A 20,149-nucleotide genomic window follows, 5' to 3' on the forward strand; every position below is an offset into this window, starting at 1 on the left:
CCCTTGAAAAAAGTTTAGATTGGCTGTTACTAAAAATATACGCCCAGCCGCAGCGCAAAGCTATTCATATTTACCTTACCATCGTTCCATTTACCGTTCCGGGTCACGTCCACGAAACCGTTCTGGTAGGTAAGGCCTACAATACCGGTCAGCGTTTCACCCAGGGGATATTCCACGCCGGCGCCGATCAGCAAACCAATATTGATACGGTTCATTTCACGCAGGATGTTTACCCTGTCGTGGGTTTGATTCAGGGAGATGACGTCCGCCCTTCCGCTGACCGGGAACGCGAAATAGGTACCGAACTGTCCCCAGAAATTGAGCGCGTCGGGCGATGTCGTTTTCAGTTTCAGCGCCACTGGTATCTCAATATAGGTGAGTTTCATGTTGTACTCCGAGGGGTTGGCTTTAAAATCGCTCAGCCCCTTGTCCGCGTCATATTTCAGTTTACTGCCGCCCAACACCACGTTAAAACCCGATGCCAGGGCGTAGTTACCGGCTTCATTCAGGTTAAAATCGGCCATCAGCCCGAAATTCAGGCCTGCTTTGGCGCTGTTGCGGTTAACGCCCGATTCCAGCGGTTTCAGTATTGAGATCATAGGATCTAACTTAAAACCCAGCCGTACCTTGCGGGTAAAATTACCATACCCGCTCTGTGCCATCCCTGCTGTAGCTATCCCTAATGTTAATGCCAGCAAAAAAAACCGCTTCATATGATTCATTTTAGCGATGAAATTACGAATTTGAATTACTTTATTCATCAATGGCGCCGATAAGCGCTCTGCAATAATATCTCCCATATATTCGTTTACCGTAATTCGTAATTCATAATTTTCCAATAATTTTACCTGAATGCGAAACAACACTACATACTCCCTGCTGACCGGCTGCCTTGCGGCGCTGTTTCTCTATGCCTGCCACACCGGCAATAAAGCGCCGGATGTAAGTCATATACCCATGAACGTTAGTATCCAGCGGTTCGACTCGGCGCTGTTTACCATCGATACCAATGATATTCAACCGGGGATGACCCGTCTGCATCAGTCTTATCCGCTTTTCATGCCGATCTATATCTCGGAGATCATGAACTTTGGCGCTTTTACGGACAGCAGTAAGGAAGTACAGCGTCAGCTGCGGCTTTTCCTCACCAACCGCGATTTCCGGCAACTGGAAACGGCGGTGTCCCAAAAGTATGCTAATGCCGGTACCCTGCAAAAAGAGCTGGAAGAGGCGTTTCGTTATACCCAATATTATATTCCCGCTTTCCGGGCGCCTAAAGTGGTTACGTTCACTTCCGGTATTGCCAATTATGGTGCCATTACGATCGACTCTATTTTAGGGATAGGGCTGGATATGTATATGGGGGCTGATTTCCCGCCATATGCCCAGATCCCGGACTATCCTGATTATATGATCCGCCGTTTTGCGCCGGAGTATATCACCACCAATTGTATGCAGGTGCTGCAGCAGCAGCTGTATCCCGCGCCCCGTAACAGCGGCGGTCTGCTGGAGCAGATGATCGAGGCCGGCAAACAACAGTATTTCCTGTCCAAAGTACTTCCCCATACGCCGGATTCTATCCGTCTCGGCTACACGAAAGAGCAACTGCAGTGGTGCCGTGAAAATGAAAAAATGATCTGGCAGTTTTTTGTACAGAACAACCTGTTATATACAACAGACTGGCAGCAGATCAACCTCTTCATGAACGATGCGCCGGCTACCCAGGGCATGCCGGAAGGCTCTCCCGGAAAAATCGGCTACTTCGTGGGCTACGAAATCGTGAACAAATACATGGAAAAACATGCTGACGTAAGCGTACAGCAATTGATGGAGTCGAAAAATCTGCTGGAAATATTTAAGGCGTCTAAGTACAGACCGTAAAGGCTAGTTGAGCTTGAAAGGAACAACCATCTGGAATTCAGGAATCCTCACTTCGAAGATTTTCTTATCCAGTTGGTTTTCCATCTGGTAGGTACCGTACATCTTTCCTATTTCAGTGCGGAGGTTGGATCCCGAGACGTATTGATAAGTCTCGCCGGGGGCCAGTAACGGCTGTACGCCTACAACGCCTTCTCCCTCCACTTCGCGGTGGGTGCCGTTGGAATCGATGATATACCAGTGGCGGCGCAGCAATTTGATGGGGAAAGTATTGTTGTTTTCAATGGTGATACGGTAAGCAAACATGAATTCGCTTCCAATAGGATTAGAATAATCCGGCTGGTAGAATGTTTCCACGCTGATAGTGATTCCCTCTGTTACCTTCTTAACCATAAAATCAACCTTTGACGTAAAAATAAGAAAAATAAAGCCAGTGGGTATAAAAATTATATTTTCCGCAACACTTTAACGATTTTTTAAATAATTTCTATCCCCTCAAGGATGCCCGGGTCTGCTTCCGCCTTTCTGGCGGCCACTTCCAGCGGATTGTCGTAATAACCCCACCGGGCACACTGGAACAGATACCGGACCAGAAAACCTATCATGCCGTATTCCCTGTACTGTTTCACATGGCAAGCCTCATGCCGGACCCAGGCAGTATTGGACAGAAACTCCAACCGGGACGCTCCATGCAGATGAATGGTGCGTCCCAGTACCATGGCCACTCCCTTCACCCGCATCACCCTGGCGGCAATGCGGGCAAGCCCTGAATCAACGTGTATACGGCATCTTATTTTTTCCAATCCTTTTTCCCGAATAACGTAAATCTACGGGAAATATTGAAACCCCAGCGGAACTGGCCCTGCAACCACGAGGTGGTGGTTTCGGGAAGAAACTGGCTCTCCTGGATGGCGCTGGAATTGGTGAAGTTAAGGTGGAACACGTGCCCTCCGGTTTCTATCTCCAGTCCTACCCCCAGCGGGTTATAGAAGGTGATGCCCTGCGCTTTGTAGTAATCCCGGCTTGCCTGGGAGCGGAACGGGTAAAAATATTCCGCCACGATGCCTATCCTTTTGGACAACTTCAGCCGGCCGCCCACGCCAAGGGCAAACATATTGTTCATGTCCATGTAACCCACGCGGTTACGGTGCACGTAGGTGGGCGAAAGGGAGAAAGCCAGCCTGTCGCCGAACTTACGGGACACGATGCCCTGGGCCACATAGCTCAACCGGTCGGACGCATCGCCGAACCAGGCCGCATGATGCGGGTCTTCCTCCGAGCTCATCATCGACATTACTGCTGTGCCCAATACGGCTACGGACACCGGCACATAGTTATCCTGCGTTTGCTCCACCAGTCTGTATTTCACCAGCAGGTCCAACAGCTGATGCTGTATCCCGGAGCCTTTGGAGCGGCCAATGCCTGCCATCAACCGGTCGGTGATGCCATATTCCAGCCCGATACGGATATCGGTGGAGTTGTCGATGCCGTAAAATGTTTTGGCGCCGCCGAACTCGCCGCCCAGGTCGCCAAAGCGGTGATCTACGCGGACATCCAGCTCATGTTTGCGCAACATGTCTGTAGAATGCCCCATAATGATACGGGTGCCTTTGTAGGTGTACAGCACTTTAGGGTGCGCCGGGCCTGTAGAGTCGAACAGCTGGCTCAGGTCCTGCCGGGCCTGCGCATAAACGCTGATGCTGGTACACAGCATCAGAAAAGCAATAATTTTCATGGGTATGTTTAAATGATTTTACAATGATTACCTGTTTACCACGGTATACACGGCGTTGACAGTTACCGCCACCACTTCCGCAATGTTTTTCACCACCATGGTGGGCACATCGATGCGATGGTCTGCAATATGGATGTTGAAGGTGGAGCCGGCCATGATACTACCGTCTTTCACCGTGATAGTGCCTTTTTCGCGATAGGGTTTGTCCACCCCGTGCAGGTTAAGCGTACCTTCCACGGTCACATTGTAGGTACCGTTGCGGTTGAGGTCTGCATTTTCCAGCACTTTCCCTTTGAATTCGGCAAACGGATACTTGTCGCTCTCCAGATAATTTTGGTTGAAATGGTCCTGCATCAGCTTTTTCCTGAACTGGAAAGAGGCGATGGGCACTTTAAAATAAATAGCGCCGGTTTTTACATTGATGGCAGACACGCCTTTGTCGGTTTTAGCCTCTATATCTTCCAGCGGCGCCGAAGAGAAGAAAGAGAACCGGGTATTCTTACAGGAGAAAACGTCCTGCGCTGATACCGCACTGGTGATGATCACCATGGAGAAAAGAAGGAACAGGTTTTTCATGAGCAAAAAAGATTTGGGTTTACTGATCAGGCATACCATGTTCTATCCAACAGGCGATGGAGTCCTTCATACCTTTCGACAATGCGGGGAACCGTGAGGGTGGCATATCTGCCTGTGCACTGGTGACCCGTTGTACAAAAACTGCCCGGGAAGCTGTAATGTAGGCCTTCAGCTTATCCGGGGAAGAGAAGTCAGCGCGGCCCCGCGGGATATTGCCGGTATGGCATCCGCGGGAGGTACAGTTGGCCTGGACGGCTTGTTCGGCATAACTGGTGACAATACGGGCTACTTTACAGTCAAGGCCCTCGTTCGGGATCACCGGTGCCGGCGCCTGTTCATTTTTACAGGCTGCCAGCAGGATACATCCCGCTAACAAAAGATGGGTTTTCTTTTTCATAATAGCTTATTAACCTGTATCTGATACGAAAGATGCAGTGAATGGGTTGCCAGGGTTATACTATTTGGATTTAGTTGTTATTTTGCAGAAAATATTCCACCCGTGACCATAGAACAAATCTATCATATCTATCTGCAGCATTTCAGCATTCAGACAGACACCCGCAAGTTGCAACCGAATGATATTTTCTTTGCCCTGAAAGGAGATAATTTCAACGGCAACGAATTTGCCGCTAAAGCGCTGGAGATGGGCGCCGCCTTCGCCGTTGTGGACGAAGCCGCCTATTATACGCAGCCGGATAAAATGGCGCTGGTAGACAATGTGTTGGAGACGTTACAGGCGCTGGCCCTGTGGCACCGGAAACAATTAAATATTCCTTTTCTGGCAATTACCGGCACTAACGGTAAAACCACTACGAAAGAATTGGTGAACGCCGCCCTGTCGGCCGGCTTCAAAACATACGCCACCGTCGGCAATCTCAACAACCACATCGGCGTGCCGCTGACCATCCTGGCCATCAGACCGGACGTGCAAATTGCAGTGATTGAAATGGGCGCCAACCATCAGAAAGAAATTGCGGGTTACTGCAAAATCGCGTTGCCCACCCACGGCATCATCACCAATATCGGGAAAGCCCACCTGGAAGGCTTCGGCAGCGAAGAAGGCGTACGCATCGCCAAAGGGGAACTGTACGACTATCTGCGCGACAACAACGGCACCGTGTTCGTTTGCAACGATTATCCTTATCTTCTCGAAATGAGCAAAGGCATTCCACACGTGGTGACCTATGGCAGCAAAGAAGCCGATTATACCGGTACTCCCGCAGCCGATAAGGCTTTGCTGGGCGTACAGGTCAACAACCATAACATCGGTTTTATACAAACCAGGCTCACCGGCGCTTACAACTTCCCGAACGTAATGGCCGCCGTGGCCGTAGCCAGCCACTTTAATGTGCCGGCAGAAAAAATCGGTCCGGCCATCGCCGCCTATACGCCGTCCAACAACCGCTCGCAGGTGATGCAACAAGGCACCAACACAATCATCATGGACGCCTATAACGCCAACCCTTCCAGCATGAAAGCCGCCATCGACAACTTCCTCGGCATCGAAGCGCCGAAGAAAGTACTGATGCTCGGCGCCATGATGGAGCTGGGTGCTGACAGCGTTAAAGAACATGAAGCACTGGTGGAGCAACTGCAACGCCACCACTGGGAAGCAGTTGTATTGGTAGGCGGTGATTTCAAGAAGGTTAATCATCCGTACATCTACCTCGACAGTTCTGCCGAAGCTGCCAAATGGCTGCAGCAGCAACAGTTCCGGGACACGCACATACTCATTAAAGGCTCCCGCAGTACAGGTATGGAAAAAGTACTGTGAAACGATGATGGCCATCACAGTTTCGTTACAATATTTTGAAAACAAACGCGTTTAATACCCTAAACGCATATATGCGGACCATAGGTACACTGAATTCTAAACGCATCAGGTACCAGCAACAACGATAGTAAACCAGTAATGCAGTGATGATACATGTAGTTAATGCGAACTGATCTTATCAGCTGCTTTCATTGCCATCTTAGGTATCCTATAGACTATCCGCCCTTTTTGATACTTTGTTTCTTTAAAAATGCTGAAGAAACGAAATGGAAGAGGTGTGGAGTTAGCTAAAAAAAAAAGACCTGCAAGCTAAAAAACCCGCAGGTGTTCATAACCTATGCCAACTTTAGAGTAATCGTGAAAGCTTAATGTTTATATTAACTATAAAAATCAAGCTTTATAATATCTTGAGTTTATAAGGATCTGTCTTTTTAATTTTTGTTTTTGATTGTCTTTTATTGAGATAACATATCAGAAAATATATTTGTTCAAAAAAACTGAAAAATTTTTGGGCAATTATTCTCTCTGATTTTGGTTTTTGGGATCCCTTTCGAGGTCGCTCTATTTATCTACGTATCACAGGATCTCTTTGGATTGCTAAAATGGAAAAAAAATTAAAATAAATTTAATTATTAAAATTCATTATGTCTAACTAATTCGTTATTTGATATCTTGACAAATTTCAATCAAAACTCCGTTCGTATTTTTAGGGTGCAGAAAACAAATCAGCTTATTATCAGCCCCTTTTTTAGGTGTTTCCTGTAGTAAAACAAACCCTTCCTGCTGTAATCTGCCCATCTCCGCGTAGATATCCGCCACTTCAAAAGCGATGTGATGCATGCCTTCTCCCTTTTTAGCCAAAAATTTAGCAATGGCACTGTCAGGGCCGGTAGCCTCCAGTAATTCAATCTTGGTTTCCCCTTGCCGGAAAAACGCTGTCAGCACCTGTTCACTAACAACCTCCTCCTTTTTATAACAAGGAGTATTTAATAGTTTCTCAAATAACGGAACAGACACGTCCAGGGATGTCACCGCAATCCCAATATGTTCTACTTTTAACATGAAAAAATTCTTTTGTCGGTATGATAAATGGCCGCTTGCCTAACCCGGTAAAAATAGAACTTATGTCGTAGATTTGGATTGTTTGGGAGATGATATAAAAAATAAAGAGAATATGTTAGAGCTGCCTGTTTACCTGGACAATAATGCCAGCACCCCCTGCGACCCGCGGGTGCTGGAGACCATGCTGCCATATTTCAGCAGCATGTTTGGCAATGCGGCGAGCCGTAGCCATGCTTTTGGCTGGGCGGCAGAAGCGGCGGTAGACCAGGCCCGCGAACAGGTAGCCCGGCTGATAGGAGCGCAACCACAGGAAATTGTATTTACCTCCGGCGCCACAGAGGCCGTCAACCTCGCCATCAAGGGCGTGTTCGAAACCTATACCGCCAAAGGCAATCATATTATCACCTGTCAGACAGAGCACAAAGCGGTGCTCGACACGTGTAAGCACCTGGAGAGAAAAGGGGCCTTAGTAACTTACCTGCCGGTGAACAGTGACGGCCTTCCCGACCTGGCGGCCCTGGAAGCTGCTATCACCCCGCAGACCATCCTTCTCGCTTTTATGTACGCCAACAATGAAACCGGCGTCATCAACCCGGTGCAGGCCATAGGCGCTATCGCCAAAAAGCACGGTGTCATCTATCTCTGTGATGCTTCCCAAGCGGCGGGTAAAATACCTGTCAACGTACTCAGCGACCACATTGACCTGCTTACCCTCAGCGCCCATAAAATGTACGGGCCCAAAGGGGTAGGGGCTCTCTACGTACGGCGCCGCGATCCCCGGGTGAAGCTCACCGCGCAGATGGACGGCGGCGGCCATGAAAGAGGTATGCGCTCCGGCACGCTCAACGTGCCCGGTATCGTGGGACTGGGCAAGGCCTGCGAGATCGCCCAACAGGAAATGGCCGCCGACGCAAAAAGATTATCGCTCATGCGAAATCGCCTCCAGGAAGCGTTATTACAAATAGAACATGCTTATGTGAATGGTTCTGTAGAACATCGGCTGCCGCATGTGATGAATATTTCCTTTAAATATATAGAAGGCACTACCTTACTGATGGGATTTAATAAAACAATTGCACTTTCTTCCGGCTCCGCCTGCACGGCGGCCTCTATGGAGCCCAGCTACGTGCTGAAAGCCCTCGGTATCGGCGACGACCTCGCCCATGCCTCCCTGCGCTTCGCGCTGGGCCGGTTCACCACGGATGAACAGATCGAGTATGCTATCCGTACCGTTACCAGTACCGTTCAACAGCTACGGGCAGTAAGCCCGCTCTGGGAAATGTACCGGGAAGGGCACCTCGCCGATAGCGCTTCCTGGGCACATCCATGATTTTCTTGCCGGCAACCATAATCTTATATATTTGTATTTTTATGTATCCTAATCCTTACAAAACTGTCCATGCTTGCCATCTTTAAGAAAGAGATCAACCAGTTTTTCAGCAGCGTCACCGGCTATGTGGCCATCGTGCTGTTTTTACTGGCAAACGGCCTGTTCCTCTTCGTATTCCCCGATACCAGCCTGCTCGACACCGGTTACGCCAACCTGGACCCGCTGTTCGACCTTGCTCCGCTGATCTATCTGTTGCTGATACCCGCCATCACCATGCGCTGTTTTGCCGATGAATTCAAAACCGGTACGATGGAACTGCTAAGCACCAAGCCGCTCAGCTGGTGGCAGATCGTGATGGGGAAATTCTGGGGCAGCCTGCTCATTGTAGGCATCTCCCTGATACCAACCGTGGTATATTATATCGCCGTGCGGCAGCTGAGCGTAAATCCGCAGCAACTCGATAACGGCGGCATGCTGGGCGCCTATACCGGCCTGTTCCTGCTGGGCGCCGTTTTCACCGCTATCGGCCTGTGGGCGTCTTCCCTGACAGCCAACGCCATGATCGCCTTCCTGATCGCCGTTTTCACCTGCTATATCTTTTACAATGGCTTCGATGCGCTCAGTAAAATCCCTGCTCTCAGCGGCGGGGCTGACTACTATCTGCAGATGGCCGGCATCCGGTTCCACTACACAGCTGTCAGCCGCGGGGTCATCGACAGCCGCGATATCATCTACTTCATCAGCGTTATCGGCCTGATGCTGTATCTCACCAAATTATCCCTGCAAAGAAAACTCTGGCAGAACGGTTAACATAAACAGTATGGCTAAACGAAAAAAATATCTACAGCAGGCGTTGGTTATTATCCTCGTACTGATTGGCGTAAACATTGCCGCGGCCTACTTCCACGGCAGATGGGACCTGACTGCGGAGAAAAGATATACGCTCACCGGCAGCACCAAACAGCTGCTGCGACAGCTCAACAGCCCGGTAGATATAGAAGTGTTCCTCAAAGGGGACTATCCGGCGTCCTTTAAACAGCTGGCCCAGTCCACACAGGAGCTGCTGGAGGAATTCCGCGAATACGGCAAACAAAATATCCGCTTTACTTTCATCAATCCAGGCCAGGGCCTTTCTGACTCCGCCCGCATGAAGTTTTTCGGCGAGCTCACTGCACAGGGCATCATGCCGTTTAACATGAAAGTACAGGAAGACGCGAACGACAGTTACTCCGAAAAGCTCATCTTTCCCGGCGCCCTGGTGCATTACAAGGGGAAAACCATCGGCGTTAACCTGCTGAAAAATCAGGGCGGCCAGGACCCGATGCAAACCATGACCAACTCCGAAGCTCTGCTGGAGTACCAGTTCGCCAATGCCATCAGCAAACTGCAGGAAGAGAAAAAGCCGCTGGTAGGCTATATGCTGGGCCATGGCGAATCGCTGGGCGTAGAAGTATACGATGCGCTCACCACACTGCAAGCCGGCTATGGGTTGGACACGCTCACACTGCAATCTGTTCCGGTGATTCCGCACGATTTTGACATCATCCTGTTTGCCAAGCCTGCAGCGGCTTTCAGCGATCAGGATAAATTGAAGATCGACCAGTATGTGATGAATGGCGGAAAAGTGTTCTGGTGCCTCGATGAAACCAACGCCGCCATGGACAGTCTGCATCAGCGGTCCGGGTTTCTCGCCTTCGACCGGGGATTGAACCTGGAAGACCTGTTGTTCCGCTACGGTGTGCGCATCAACCAGGACCTGGTACAGGACCTGCAATGTGATATTGTGCCGCTGGTGGTAGGCAATGTGGGCAACCGCCCGCAGATACAGCCGGTGCCGTTCCCGTATTTTCCCATGCTGACGCCCACAGGAGCACATCCTATTGTAAAAAATATGGATATGGTATTGAGCCGCTTTGTCAGTTCTCTCGACACCGTAAAAGCGGAAGGCGTGAAAAAAACCATTTTGCTCACCACTTCCCGCAGCAGCCGCCGTGTACGCATACCGGCGCAGGTGAGCTGGGATATTGTAAAAACCAAACCCAATGTCCGGGAGTACCGTGAGCATCATATTCCTGCAGCCGTATTGCTGGAAGGGCATTTCACCTCGCTGTTCCGCAACCGGCTGGACCAGGCCACCATGGCGGCTATTCAGCAGGCGAGCGGCAGGCCTTTCCGGGAGACAGCCAATACCGCCAATAAGATGATCATCGTCAGTGACGGCGATCTTATCGCCAACGCCGTATCCCGTAAAGACGGGCCTTTGCAGATGGGCATCAATGAATTTAACCCGGGCTTTGCCTTTGCCAATAAAGAATTTTTCCTTAACTGTCTCGAATACCTGAGCGGTAAGAGCGGTATCATGGAAAGCCGGAACAAGGAGTTGACCCTCCGTTTGCTGGACGCCGAAAAAATTAAAAAAGAAAAAACAAAATGGCAGGTGATCTGCTTCCTGGTCCCGATAGGGCTGGTGTTGCTTTTTGCGATGGTATTCCAGTTTGTGCGCCAGCGTAAGTTCGCGGAGTAGGCACGCAAAGGGAAAAAGGGAGCAGAGGGCGCTAAGAAGCGGAGAAAGAAGCGGAGAAGAATGACCCAAAACACCTGGTTTAATATTAGCGTAATAACCCATACATATAACAGATGACCAGCGTCATCCGTTTTTAACTTTTTTATATGCATTTTTAGTATCAGGTGGCATGGCGCTTTTGCGTGCATATCTTCGCGCTCTTTGCGTGCTTATGCGCCTTTGCGTGTAGAAATACCTATCTTTGCCCTTCACAAAAAGCGTGCGTTTCATGACACCTATCCAGTGGACATATCTCATTTTTAGTATTGTGATAGTCCTGGCTTTAGTTTTTGATTTAGGCTTATTCAGTAAAAAAAACACCAAAACAACGTTAAGAACTGCGCTATGGCAGAGTATTTTCTGGGTGGGCCTGGCCGTGATGTTCTTTGGATTTATGTGGTTTGAAGATGGTGCAGAAACAGCCATCAACTTCATGAGTGCTTATCTCATGGAGAAATCACTTTCGATGGACAATATTTTTGTGTTTATTCTCATTTTCAGTTTCTTTAAGATAAAGGAAGAGCATTACTCGCGTGTATTATTGATAGGTATCCTGATGGCGTTGGTCTTCCGGGCTATTTTCATCAGTGTGGGTGTGGTGCTGATCGCCCGGTTTCACTGGATATTGTACCTTTTTGGGGCATTTCTGTTGTACACCGGTTATAAAATGTTTACCGCGAAAGCGGACGATGAGTTTAAGCCGGAAGAAAATGTGGCTTACCGGTTTATGAACAAGTACCTGCGGGTGACGCATGAAGAGGCACATGGAAAATTTGTGGTCCGCAAAAATAATAAGGTGTACCTGACGACGTTATCTGTAGTAGTCGTGATGCTCGCCGTGACCGATATTATTTTCGCCCTGGATTCCATTCCTGCGGTATTTGCCATCTCACAACAACCGGTTGTGGTATATACCTCCAACATATTCGCGGTACTGGGACTACGTTCCCTGTTCTTTTTGTTGAGAGGGGCGGTAGATAAATTCGATTATCTGCCCCAGGGTATTGCCATCGTATTGATATACATAGGACTGAAAATGCTGGCAGATTACTTTATCCATATACCGGTATATGTATCGCTGTTGGTGATTGTTCTTTGTCTGGGAGGGTCTATCTGGTACTCCCTCCGTCATCAGAAAAAATGAGTTACCGGAAAAAGAAAAGCCTAGTAATAAAACGGCTGCTATAGGAGTCATAGCAGTGGTTAGTGATTATTCAAATCTGATAAAAGTGTATAACGCAGCAAGCATTAACAAGACACTCAAAGGGGAATTGTTGCAAGAGACCGGATTTTCTGAAATTGAACATCTGTTACTGGACAGCCGGAAACTGAGTTTTCCGGAAACATCCCTGTTCATACCCCTTGTTAGCCCCCGGCGCAATGCTCACCAATACATGGAAGAGCTGTACCGCAAAGGGGTTAGCAATTTCATTGTAAGTGAGCCCGTGCCTTTGGAAAAATATCCTAAAGCCAACATCATCCTGGTAAAAGATACGCTGCAGGCCCTGCATACGCTGGTGGCATTCCACCGGCAGCAGTTCCATATCCCTGTCATCGGTATCACCGGCAGCAATGGTAAAACCATCGTTAAAGAATGGCTGTACCAGCTGCTGGAAAAGGATTACAACATTGTGCGCAGCCCGAAGAGTTACAACTCCCAGATAGGCGTACCGCTCTCTGTATGGCAGATGAAACCGGAACACCAGCTGGCTATTTTTGAAGCCGGTATTTCCCAGCCCGGCGAGATGGTGAACCTGGAAAAGATCATCCGTCCTACCATCGGTATCTTCACCAATATCGGCGAGGCCCACAGTGAAGGATTTCTCAACATCCGGCAGAAGATCAACGAAAAGCTGGTCCTTTTCGCCAAAAGCGATATTCTTATCTATTGCAAAGACTACCTCGCCCTGAATGAGTGCGTATTGTCTTTCCACAACCAGGTAGGCAAGAAAGAAAACCAGGAAGGCGGTGGCGGCGGCCCGGAGCTATTCTCCTGGTCCCGCAAAACAGACGCCGACCTGCGTATCGTTACCATCGAGAAAAACGACAACCAGACCCGTATTGAAGCGCTGTACAAACAGGAAACACTGCACATCAATATTCCTTTTGTAGATGAAGGCTCCATCGAAAATGCCATTCACTGCTGGGCTCTCATGCTGTATCTCGGCAAGGAACAGGAAGTGATCCAGCAGCGGATGGACCTGCTCAGCAACATCGCTATGCGGCTGGAACTGAAACAGGGCATCAATAACAGCTCTGTGATCAACGACGCATACAACCTCGACCTCGGTTCGCTGACCATTGCGCTCGATTTTCTCCAGCAGCAACAGCAGCACTCCACCCGCACCGTGATCCTGAGCGATATCCTGCAAAGCGGCAAAAGCGACGCCACGCTGTATGAAGAAGTGGCCGACCTGCTGCAGAAAAAGAGCATTAATAAACTGATCGCCATCGGGAAAAACATCGGCCGGGAAAAGAAAAGTTTCCAGCAGGTAGAAGGCTTAAAAACACAGTTTTTCAGCACTACCGATGAATATGTACAGCAGTTCAACGCCGATGATTTCGAGAATGAAACCATCCTGGTGAAAGGCTCCCGCATTTTCCAGTTCGAACGGATCGGCAAGCTGCTGGAGCAGAAAGCGCATCAGACCATCCTGGAGATCAACCTGAGCGCTATTGCACACAACGTGAAGCAGTACCAGTCCTTACTGAAGCCAGGCACCAAGCTGATGGCCATGGTGAAAGCATTTTCCTATGGCAGCGGCAGCTTTGAAATTGCCAACCTGCTGCAGTTCCATGGCGTGGACTACCTCGCCGTAGCCTATGCCGATGAAGGCGTAGAACTGCGCCGTGCCGGTATTACCATGCCTATTATGGTGATGAACCCCGAGCCCGCCAGCTTTGACTCGATTCTGCACTGGAACCTCGAACCGGAACTTTATTCCATGAGCATCCTGTTGCAGTTTATGGAAGAAGTGAGTGCCGCGGGCAAAACCGAATTCCCGATCCATATCAAGCTGGACACGGGTATGCACCGCCTCGGCTTCGTGAAAAAAGATATGGCAGCCCTGTCACAGGCACTCACCGCCAACGAGCTGCTGAAGGTACAGTCTATTTTCAGTCACCTCGCCGCCAGCGAAGACCCTGAGAAAGATGCGCTGACACAGCAGCAGGGCCGTTTATTCTATGAAATGAGCCATGAACTGCAAAAAGCGCTTAGTTATACCGTGATCCGTCACATCTCCAACAGCTCGGGCATTACCCGGCACCCGGACCTCCACCTGGACATGGTAAGACTGGGCATTGGCATGTACGGCCTCGATTACAGCAACGGTATCCAGGACCAGCTGCGGAATGTCAGCACCCTCAAAACCACCGTGGCACAGCTCAAAAGCCTGGAAACCGGCGACAGCGTGGGTTATGGCGCCCGCTGGACAGCCAAAGCACCGGCAGTGACCGCCACCGTACGTATCGGTTATGCAGACGGTTATCCCCGCAGACTGGGCAACGGGGTGGGCAAAATGCTCATCCGCGGCAAACTCGCCCCTGTTATCGGTGCAGTGGCCATGGACATGCTGATGCTGGACGTGACGCATATCCCGGACATCATGGAAGGCGATGAAGTGATTGTCTTCGGTCAGGACCTGTCCGTACAACAATTGGCCAACTGGGCGGATACCATTGCCTATGAAATATTAACAGGAATTTCACAGCGGGTGAAAAGGGTATATTTTCAGGAATAATGATATATTGCAGGTTTCCGACTTTGAAATAATCTGTTATTTTTGATAAAATTTTAATATCAATTGAAATATCGTCACGTAGTTTTTATTGTTATCCTTATCCTGGTGATTGATCAGACGCTGAAATTCTGGATCAAGACGCACATGTTCATGCAGCAGGAGTTTATCATTTTCCCCAACTGGTTCCGCATCCATTTCATTGAGAATGAAGGGATGGCCTATGGTCTCAAGTTTGGCGGCGATTTCGGCAAGATCCTGCTCACCACCTTCCGGTTGGTAGCGGTAGTAGCCGGCTTCTTCTACATGAAAAAGCTTATCCGGGAAAAATACAGCACGGGGCTGCTGATCTGTGGTTCCCTGATCCTGGCCGGAGCGGCCGGCAACCTGATAGATAGCATGTTCTACGGGCTTATCTTCAATGACAGCATCGGCTACGAAGTAGCGAAGTTCATGCCTCCCGGCGGCGGCTACGGCAGTTTCCTCCACGGCCGTGTGGTAGATATGCTGTACTTCCCCATCTATGAAGGTTATCTGCCCAGCTGGATACCCTTTAAAGGCGGCGATTACTTCGTATTCTTCCGCCCGGTATTTAACATCGCCGATGCCGCTATTTCTGTTGGCGTAATCACCATCCTGCTGTTCCAGAAACGGTTCTTTGCCCGGCATAGCGCTGCCCGGCAGGAGAAAGCCGCCAGCCACGCAGAGATTTAGTTTTCTACTCAGATATTTTCAGAGGGATTTTTTGATTTTCGGATCAGAAAATCCCTCCCTTTTTTAGCGTTCGCTCCTAATAATTCTCTGAACGAATTACCCCAAAACAATTCACGAAAACGTCACCCGATATCCACCTACAAAAAGATACAGCAGAAATCCAATAAACATACGGGGTCTCTTAAACACCTGAAAGCCTTAACACGAACTCCGCGAAATGATTAAAAGCCGTTAAACATGGGTGCTGTTCAGCACTACCCGTGCTCTCTTAAGCGATCATGCGAAACCGGGCATGGCGTCCTTTAACACGCAATCGATATCTTTTTTACGGACATGTTGTCTTCCCAAACAGATATTTCGGTTTGCAGATAACCTCAATGGATCACTCATTACTCCTAATGAAATACACCAGCCTGGCGGGAGTTAATCTCAAATTCCGGGAATCATACTGAAGTTTATATTCAATGCTTTCAGCTGATCCAGGTAGAAAAATCTCAAAATTCCCGAAATCATATCCGCTCATTATCAACCACTTGTAATTTATTTTTTTTCTCAGCTTTGAAATGAACAAACCTCATTTTATATTTGTCTACTAATTCTATAGACTATATGGTTTTTAAAATCGTACATACTATGTTGCTACATCGATGTTGAACCTTTTACATCGCGGCTTTCCGGCGCTCCCTACCATTTTTATCACCATCCAGGATCTACATAAATGTTATAACTTTTACCACATCATGCAAAAGTTCTTACCAATACTGGCCAAAATCCTCATTTTGGCACTGGTATTCAGTCCAACCCTATCAAAGGCACAACTCAACGGCTCTTACGTCATCGAAGGCAAAATTACGGACGACCACAGCGCCAGCCTGCCAGGCGCTTCTGTACAGATAAAAGGCACCTCTTTCGGTACCACCACCGACAGCACGGGTCGTTTTCAACTGACGACCAACACCCGTTTCCCGCTGAAACTGGTGATCCGCCTGATCGGCTATCAACCACAGGAATTCGAGGTAAAAAACAGTAACAGCAAGGTAGCCATACAGCTGTTCACCCAGTCATTGCTGGTCAACGAAGTGGTGGTATCGGCCTCCCGGCAACAGGAAAAACTGCTGCGCTCACCGGTGGCCATCGAAAAGCTGGATATCCGCGCCCTGAAGGAAACACCTTCGTCAACCTTCTACGACGCACTGGGCAACCTCAAAGGGGTGCAGATGACCACCGCCGGTCTCACCTTCAAAGTGTTCAACACCCGCGGTTTTAACGTCCCCAACAACTTCCGCTTCATGCAACTGGTAGACGGCGTAGACAACCAGGCGGCCACCCTCGGCGTACCCCTGGGTAACGCTATCGGCCCTACGGAGCTGGACATCCAGAGCGTGGAAGTCACTCCCGGCGCATCTTCGGCCCTGTACGGCATGAACGCCATCAACGGGATGTCTAACCTGGTCACCAAAAACCCGTTCGATTACCAGGGTGTCAGCGTATATCAGAAAATAGCATTCAACCATTTCGACGGTAAAGGCAGCAGTCCCAAACCACTCACTGAAACGGCTATACGCTACGCTCAGGCATATTCCAAATGGTTTGCCTGGAAAATCAACGCCAGCTATATGCAGGGTACCGACTGGTACGCCGACAGCCATGACGACTTCACCCCGCAAAGCAAGATCAACCCCGACTTCCCGCAACTCAGCGGTGAAAAAAATATTGCCGCTGATAACTGGAACAAATACGCCGACCAGGGCAACATCGCCATCACCGATAAAGATGGCCGCGCTTACACTGTGCACCGTACCGGTTACTGGGAAAAAGACCTCGTGGGCGACTATACCGTACGCAATACCAAAATAGACGGCTCTCTCAATTTCCGTCTACCGAACAAAATAGAAATATCCCTCGCTTCCCGCTGGGGGCAGATGGACGGTTTCTTTCAACGCGGCAACCGCATCGTGCTCAGAGGTGTAACCGTTTCCAACCACAAGCTGGAAATAACACACCCCGATTTTACCGTACGCTCTTACATCTCCATCGAGAATACAGGTAAATCCTACAACATGAACCCACTGGCGGACAACCTGGAAAAATCTTTCAAATCTGACAAAACATGGCAGAAGGATTATACCACCGGCCTCAATAACGCGCTGACACAAGGCGCCGACCTGGTGGCCGCCCATAAGGCCGCACGCGCCTTTGCAGACGCCGGCCGCTTTGAGCCTGGCACCGCCGCCTTCGAAGCACAGCGCGATAAAATCAAAACCATCAACGACTGGGATATTTACCCTACTTCCAAAAACCCGGCAAACACCAGCGGTGGCGCAGCCCTCAAGCAAATGAGCCGCTTCTATCATACAGAAGGTACCTGGAACCTCCGCAAATACATCCATTTCGCGGACGTGCTGGTAGGCGCCGACTATCGCACCTACGAGATCATCCCCGACGGCAACAACTTCGTGGATTTCTCCCTGCCGCTCGATAAACGCAACCAGGAAGGCGGTAAACATATCTGGTACGGCAAAGCGGGCGGCTTTGCACAGATCAGCAAATCCTTCTTCCACGATGCGCTGAAACTGACCGGCTCCCTGCGCTACGATAAAAACGAACAGTTCGCCGGTAAACTAAATCCCCGCATCGCCGCAGTATATACCGTGAAAGACAAACACAACTTCCGCGTATCCTGGCAAAACGGCTTCCGTTTCCCCTCGCTGTTTGAAGCCTTCTCTTTCGTGAACAACGGACAGGTGCGGCGCGTAGGCGGCCTCGCCTTCATAGAAGAGGGGTTGGGCTACTTTAAAAACTCTTACCTCACAACTTCCGTAGACGCCTTTAACGTAGCGGTCAACAAAACCATCAATGCGGAACATATCAGCAAAGAAGCTGCTGCCGCCAAAAATGCAGGAGTGCTCAAAGTGGCCAACCTGGAGCCTATCGTGCCGGAAGAAATCACCTCTTTCGAAGCAGGGTATAAAGCCGTGCTGCTGGACAACAAACTGTTCATCGACCTTGATGGCTATTACAGCTCCTATAAAAACTTTATCGGTCAGATTGAAGCCGTAGTACCGCAAACCGGCAATGTCAACTCACCGGATGCAGCGGTACTGAACCAGATGCTCGACAAATCGCTTCAGAACCGCTACCGTGTATGGGCCAACAGTAAATCTACGGTCAACAACTACGGTTTTGCCGCCGCGGTAACCTACGACATTTACAAAAACTACACTGTCAGCGGCAATGTCAACTTCAACAAACTGACGCAGGACAAAACCAAAGACGACGCGCTGGTACCGGGTTTCAATACCCCGCAGTGGTTTACCAACATCAGCGTCGGCAACCGCAATCTGTTTAAAAATATAGGCTTCAACGTTGTATGGCACTGGCAGGACACTTTCTACTGGCAGAACCTCTTCGGCAATGCAGACGTGCCGGCTTACAGCACCGTAGACGCGCAGGTGACCTACCGGGTACCGAAGATCAAAACGTCCTTCAAACTGGGCGCCTCTAATTTGCTGAACACTGCGTACTTCCAGTATGTTGGCGGGCCTACCATCCGCGGTTTGTACTACCTCACCATCACGTATGACAACGTGTTCAAAAAATAATTAACGATTAAATCGCCATTTGCCGCATTACTGGTCCGAAAAATCAAACGCAAACCCCTGACGATACTGGTAGGTACGTTAATTATCCTGCTCAGCCTCCGTACGCTTATTGGTTTCCAGGGCTAACGCCCGGTACTTACAAATCATCGGAATGTAACCCGGGGCGTTAGCCCTGGGTTATTTCGTTTTTGAGGGGTTCATTTTTTTCGAAGGCGGCAATATTAGTCAGTGTCGTTTCCGCGATCTGCGTGAGTGCTTCCCTGGTAAAAAATCCCTGGTGCGCTGTTACGAGTACGTTGGGGAAAGTAGTGAGGCGGGAAAGCACATCGTCCTGGATAATGGTGCCGGAGAAATTCTGAAAGAAGAGTTGTTCTTCCTGTTCGTATACATCGATGCCGAGTGCCCCGATATGACCATTTTTCAGCGCTTCCACCACAGCTTTGGTATCAATCAGGCCGCCACGGCTGGTATTGATCAATGTTACGCCGCGCTTCATCTGATGGATCGTGTGTGCGTTGATGAGATGTTTAGTATCCTGTGTCAGCGGGCAATGCAGGGAAATAATATCTGATTGGGCCATGATCGTTTCCGGTGCTACATATGTTACGCCGGCTTCCATCAGTTCCTGGTTATTGTACACATCGTGTGCCAGTACTTTGCAGCCGAAACCCAGCATGATGCGGCAGAATACCGCGCCGATATTACCAGTGCCGATAACGCCCACTGTTTTTCCATATACATCAAACCCTTCCAGTCCGCTTAACGTGAAGTTATTATCACGTACACGGTTATACGATTTATAGATTTTACGGTTCAGGGCCAGCAGCAGCGTAACGGCATGTTCTGCCACCGCGTGCGGGGAATAGGCGGGTACGCGTACCACCTTCATACCGGCTTCTGCTGCGGCTTTAAGGTCTACGTTGTTAAACCCTGCACAGCGGAGAGCGATCAGGCGGATACCTTTTTCTTTCAGCAGGCGGATGACGGCGGCATCGGCCTTATCGTTCACAAAAATGCAGACGGCTGTTTCGTCTTTGATCAGCGCGGTATTGTCTTCGTTGAGCGGGTATTCCAGGAAGCGGAAGTGGTGTGTGTTATCCGTGTTAGCCTGATTAAAGTAAGTAATGTCGTAGGGCTGGGTGCTAAAAAAGAGGATGTTCATCTGCGTGCGGTTA

General features: G+C 49.5%; 17 protein-coding genes. 9 read left to right on the plus strand and 8 right to left on the minus strand.

Features of this window, described 5'->3' with window-relative positions; translation table 11 throughout:
• Positions 1 to 29: 29 nt before the first annotated feature.
• Complete coding sequence (locus tag B5D63_RS12865; RefSeq protein ID WP_159456003.1) at positions 30 to 713, minus strand: porin family protein; 684 nt, start codon at positions 711 to 713, stop codon at positions 30 to 32.
• 139 nt (positions 714 to 852) lie between these two features.
• Between B5D63_RS12865 and gldB the strand changes: the two genes are divergently transcribed.
• Positions 853 to 1,881, plus strand: a complete 1,029-nt coding sequence (gene gldB, locus B5D63_RS12870) for a gliding motility lipoprotein GldB (RefSeq protein ID WP_078669197.1) — start codon at positions 853 to 855, stop codon at positions 1,879 to 1,881.
• A 3-nt stretch (positions 1,882 to 1,884) separates the two neighbouring features.
• Here the strand turns inward: gldB and apaG are convergent, their stop codons facing one another.
• The 5 genes from apaG to B5D63_RS12895 all read right to left on the minus strand — a co-directional run bounded on the left by apaG (position 1,885) and on the right by B5D63_RS12895 (position 4,586).
• Positions 1,885 to 2,271 carry a Co2+/Mg2+ efflux protein ApaG gene (gene apaG, locus B5D63_RS12875; protein WP_078669198.1) on the minus strand — a complete coding sequence of 129 codons (387 nt, stop codon included), beginning with the start codon at positions 2,269 to 2,271 and terminating at the stop codon, positions 1,885 to 1,887.
• Positions 2,272 to 2,354: 83 nt separating this feature from the next.
• Complete coding sequence (locus B5D63_RS12880) at positions 2,355 to 2,681, minus strand: eCIS core domain-containing protein (RefSeq protein WP_078669199.1); 327 nt, start codon at positions 2,679 to 2,681, stop codon at positions 2,355 to 2,357.
• Positions 2,669 to 3,613, minus strand: coding sequence for a DUF5777 family beta-barrel protein (locus B5D63_RS12885; RefSeq protein ID WP_078669200.1), 945 nt, complete (start codon positions 3,611 to 3,613; stop codon positions 2,669 to 2,671). The genes B5D63_RS12880 and B5D63_RS12885 overlap by 13 nt, the downstream gene beginning before the upstream one ends.
• A gap of 27 nt (positions 3,614 to 3,640) precedes the next feature.
• On the minus strand, positions 3,641 to 4,189 hold the full coding sequence (locus B5D63_RS12890; RefSeq protein ID WP_078670306.1) for a YceI family protein: 549 nt from the start codon (positions 4,187 to 4,189) through the stop codon (positions 3,641 to 3,643).
• Between the two features lie 19 nt (positions 4,190 to 4,208).
• Positions 4,209 to 4,586, minus strand: a complete 378-nt coding sequence (locus B5D63_RS12895; protein ID WP_078669201.1) for a hypothetical protein — start codon at positions 4,584 to 4,586, stop codon at positions 4,209 to 4,211.
• 102 nt (positions 4,587 to 4,688) lie between these two features.
• Between B5D63_RS12895 and B5D63_RS12900 the strand changes: the two genes are divergently transcribed.
• On the plus strand, positions 4,689 to 5,963 hold the full coding sequence (locus B5D63_RS12900) for a UDP-N-acetylmuramoyl-tripeptide--D-alanyl-D-alanine ligase (RefSeq protein WP_078669202.1): 1,275 nt from the start codon (positions 4,689 to 4,691) through the stop codon (positions 5,961 to 5,963).
• A gap of 660 nt (positions 5,964 to 6,623) precedes the next feature.
• Here the strand turns inward: B5D63_RS12900 and mce are convergent.
• Positions 6,624 to 7,025 (minus strand): methylmalonyl-CoA epimerase, encoded by a 402-nt coding sequence (gene mce / locus B5D63_RS12905; protein WP_078669203.1) that lies wholly within the window; start codon positions 7,023 to 7,025, stop codon positions 6,624 to 6,626.
• Positions 7,026 to 7,137: 112 nt separating this feature from the next.
• On the opposite strand from mce, the gene B5D63_RS12910 reads away from it, so the two are divergent.
• The 7 genes from B5D63_RS12910 (at position 7,138) to B5D63_RS12940 (ending at position 18,974) form a co-directional block, all read left to right on the plus strand.
• Positions 7,138 to 8,355 (plus strand): IscS subfamily cysteine desulfurase, encoded by a 1,218-nt coding sequence (locus B5D63_RS12910; RefSeq protein ID WP_078670307.1) that lies wholly within the window; start codon positions 7,138 to 7,140, stop codon positions 8,353 to 8,355.
• A 69-nt stretch (positions 8,356 to 8,424) separates the two neighbouring features.
• Positions 8,425 to 9,165 (plus strand): gliding motility-associated ABC transporter permease subunit GldF, encoded by a 741-nt coding sequence (gldF, locus tag B5D63_RS12915; RefSeq protein ID WP_078669204.1) that lies wholly within the window; start codon positions 8,425 to 8,427, stop codon positions 9,163 to 9,165.
• Positions 9,166 to 9,175: 10 nt separating this feature from the next.
• Positions 9,176 to 10,879 carry a gliding motility-associated ABC transporter substrate-binding protein GldG gene (gene gldG, locus B5D63_RS12920; protein ID WP_078669205.1) on the plus strand — a complete coding sequence of 568 codons (1,704 nt, stop codon included), beginning with the start codon at positions 9,176 to 9,178 and terminating at the stop codon, positions 10,877 to 10,879.
• Positions 10,880 to 11,147: 268 nt separating this feature from the next.
• Positions 11,148 to 12,062, plus strand: a complete 915-nt coding sequence (locus B5D63_RS12925; protein WP_078669206.1) for a TerC/Alx family metal homeostasis membrane protein — start codon at positions 11,148 to 11,150, stop codon at positions 12,060 to 12,062.
• 85 nt (positions 12,063 to 12,147) lie between these two features.
• Positions 12,148 to 14,661, plus strand: coding sequence for a bifunctional UDP-N-acetylmuramoyl-tripeptide:D-alanyl-D-alanine ligase/alanine racemase (locus tag B5D63_RS12930; RefSeq protein WP_078669207.1), 2,514 nt, complete (start codon positions 12,148 to 12,150; stop codon positions 14,659 to 14,661).
• Between the two features lie 63 nt (positions 14,662 to 14,724).
• Entirely contained in the window at positions 14,725 to 15,372 is a 648-nt protein-coding gene (locus B5D63_RS12935; protein WP_078669208.1) for a lipoprotein signal peptidase, read from the plus strand.
• A 740-nt stretch (positions 15,373 to 16,112) separates the two neighbouring features.
• Positions 16,113 to 18,974, plus strand: coding sequence for a TonB-dependent receptor (locus B5D63_RS12940; RefSeq protein ID WP_078670308.1), 2,862 nt, complete (start codon positions 16,113 to 16,115; stop codon positions 18,972 to 18,974).
• 166 nt (positions 18,975 to 19,140) lie between these two features.
• Here the strand turns inward: B5D63_RS12940 and B5D63_RS12945 are convergent, their stop codons facing one another.
• Positions 19,141 to 20,136: a 2-hydroxyacid dehydrogenase gene (locus B5D63_RS12945; protein WP_078669209.1), complete on the minus strand. Its 996-nt coding sequence runs from the start codon at positions 20,134 to 20,136 to the stop codon at positions 19,141 to 19,143.
• Positions 20,137 to 20,149: the final 13 nt, after the last annotated feature.

The sequence above is a fragment of the Chitinophaga eiseniae genome (assembly GCF_900167135.1).
In the GTDB taxonomy this organism is placed as follows: domain Bacteria; phylum Bacteroidota; class Bacteroidia; order Chitinophagales; family Chitinophagaceae; genus Chitinophaga; species Chitinophaga eiseniae.

Excerpts from the sequence above, each read along its gene's own strand:
- B5D63_RS12865 (WP_159456003.1), bottom strand. The coding sequence starts at position 713 with ATGAAGCGGTTTTTTTTGCTGGCATTAACATTAGGGATAGCTACAGCA.
- gldB (WP_078669197.1), top strand. The coding sequence starts at position 853 with ATGCGAAACAACACTACATACTCCCTGCTGACCGGCTGCCTTGCGGCG.
- apaG (WP_078669198.1), bottom strand. The coding sequence starts at position 2,271 with ATGGTTAAGAAGGTAACAGAGGGAATCACTATCAGCGTGGAAACATTC.
- B5D63_RS12885 (WP_078669200.1), bottom strand. The coding sequence starts at position 3,613 with ATGAAAATTATTGCTTTTCTGATGCTGTGTACCAGCATCAGCGTTTAT.
- B5D63_RS12890 (WP_078670306.1), bottom strand. The coding sequence starts at position 4,189 with ATGAAAAACCTGTTCCTTCTTTTCTCCATGGTGATCATCACCAGTGCG.
- B5D63_RS12895 (WP_078669201.1), bottom strand. The coding sequence starts at position 4,586 with ATGAAAAAGAAAACCCATCTTTTGTTAGCGGGATGTATCCTGCTGGCA.
- mce (WP_078669203.1), bottom strand. The coding sequence starts at position 7,025 with ATGTTAAAAGTAGAACATATTGGGATTGCGGTGACATCCCTGGACGTG.
- B5D63_RS12910 (WP_078670307.1), top strand. The coding sequence starts at position 7,138 with ATGTTAGAGCTGCCTGTTTACCTGGACAATAATGCCAGCACCCCCTGC.
- gldF (WP_078669204.1), top strand. The coding sequence starts at position 8,425 with ATGCTTGCCATCTTTAAGAAAGAGATCAACCAGTTTTTCAGCAGCGTC.
- gldG (WP_078669205.1), top strand. The coding sequence starts at position 9,176 with ATGGCTAAACGAAAAAAATATCTACAGCAGGCGTTGGTTATTATCCTC.
- B5D63_RS12925 (WP_078669206.1), top strand. The coding sequence starts at position 11,148 with ATGACACCTATCCAGTGGACATATCTCATTTTTAGTATTGTGATAGTC.
- B5D63_RS12940 (WP_078670308.1), top strand. The coding sequence starts at position 16,113 with ATGCAAAAGTTCTTACCAATACTGGCCAAAATCCTCATTTTGGCACTG.
- B5D63_RS12945 (WP_078669209.1), bottom strand. The coding sequence starts at position 20,136 with ATGAACATCCTCTTTTTTAGCACCCAGCCCTACGACATTACTTACTTT.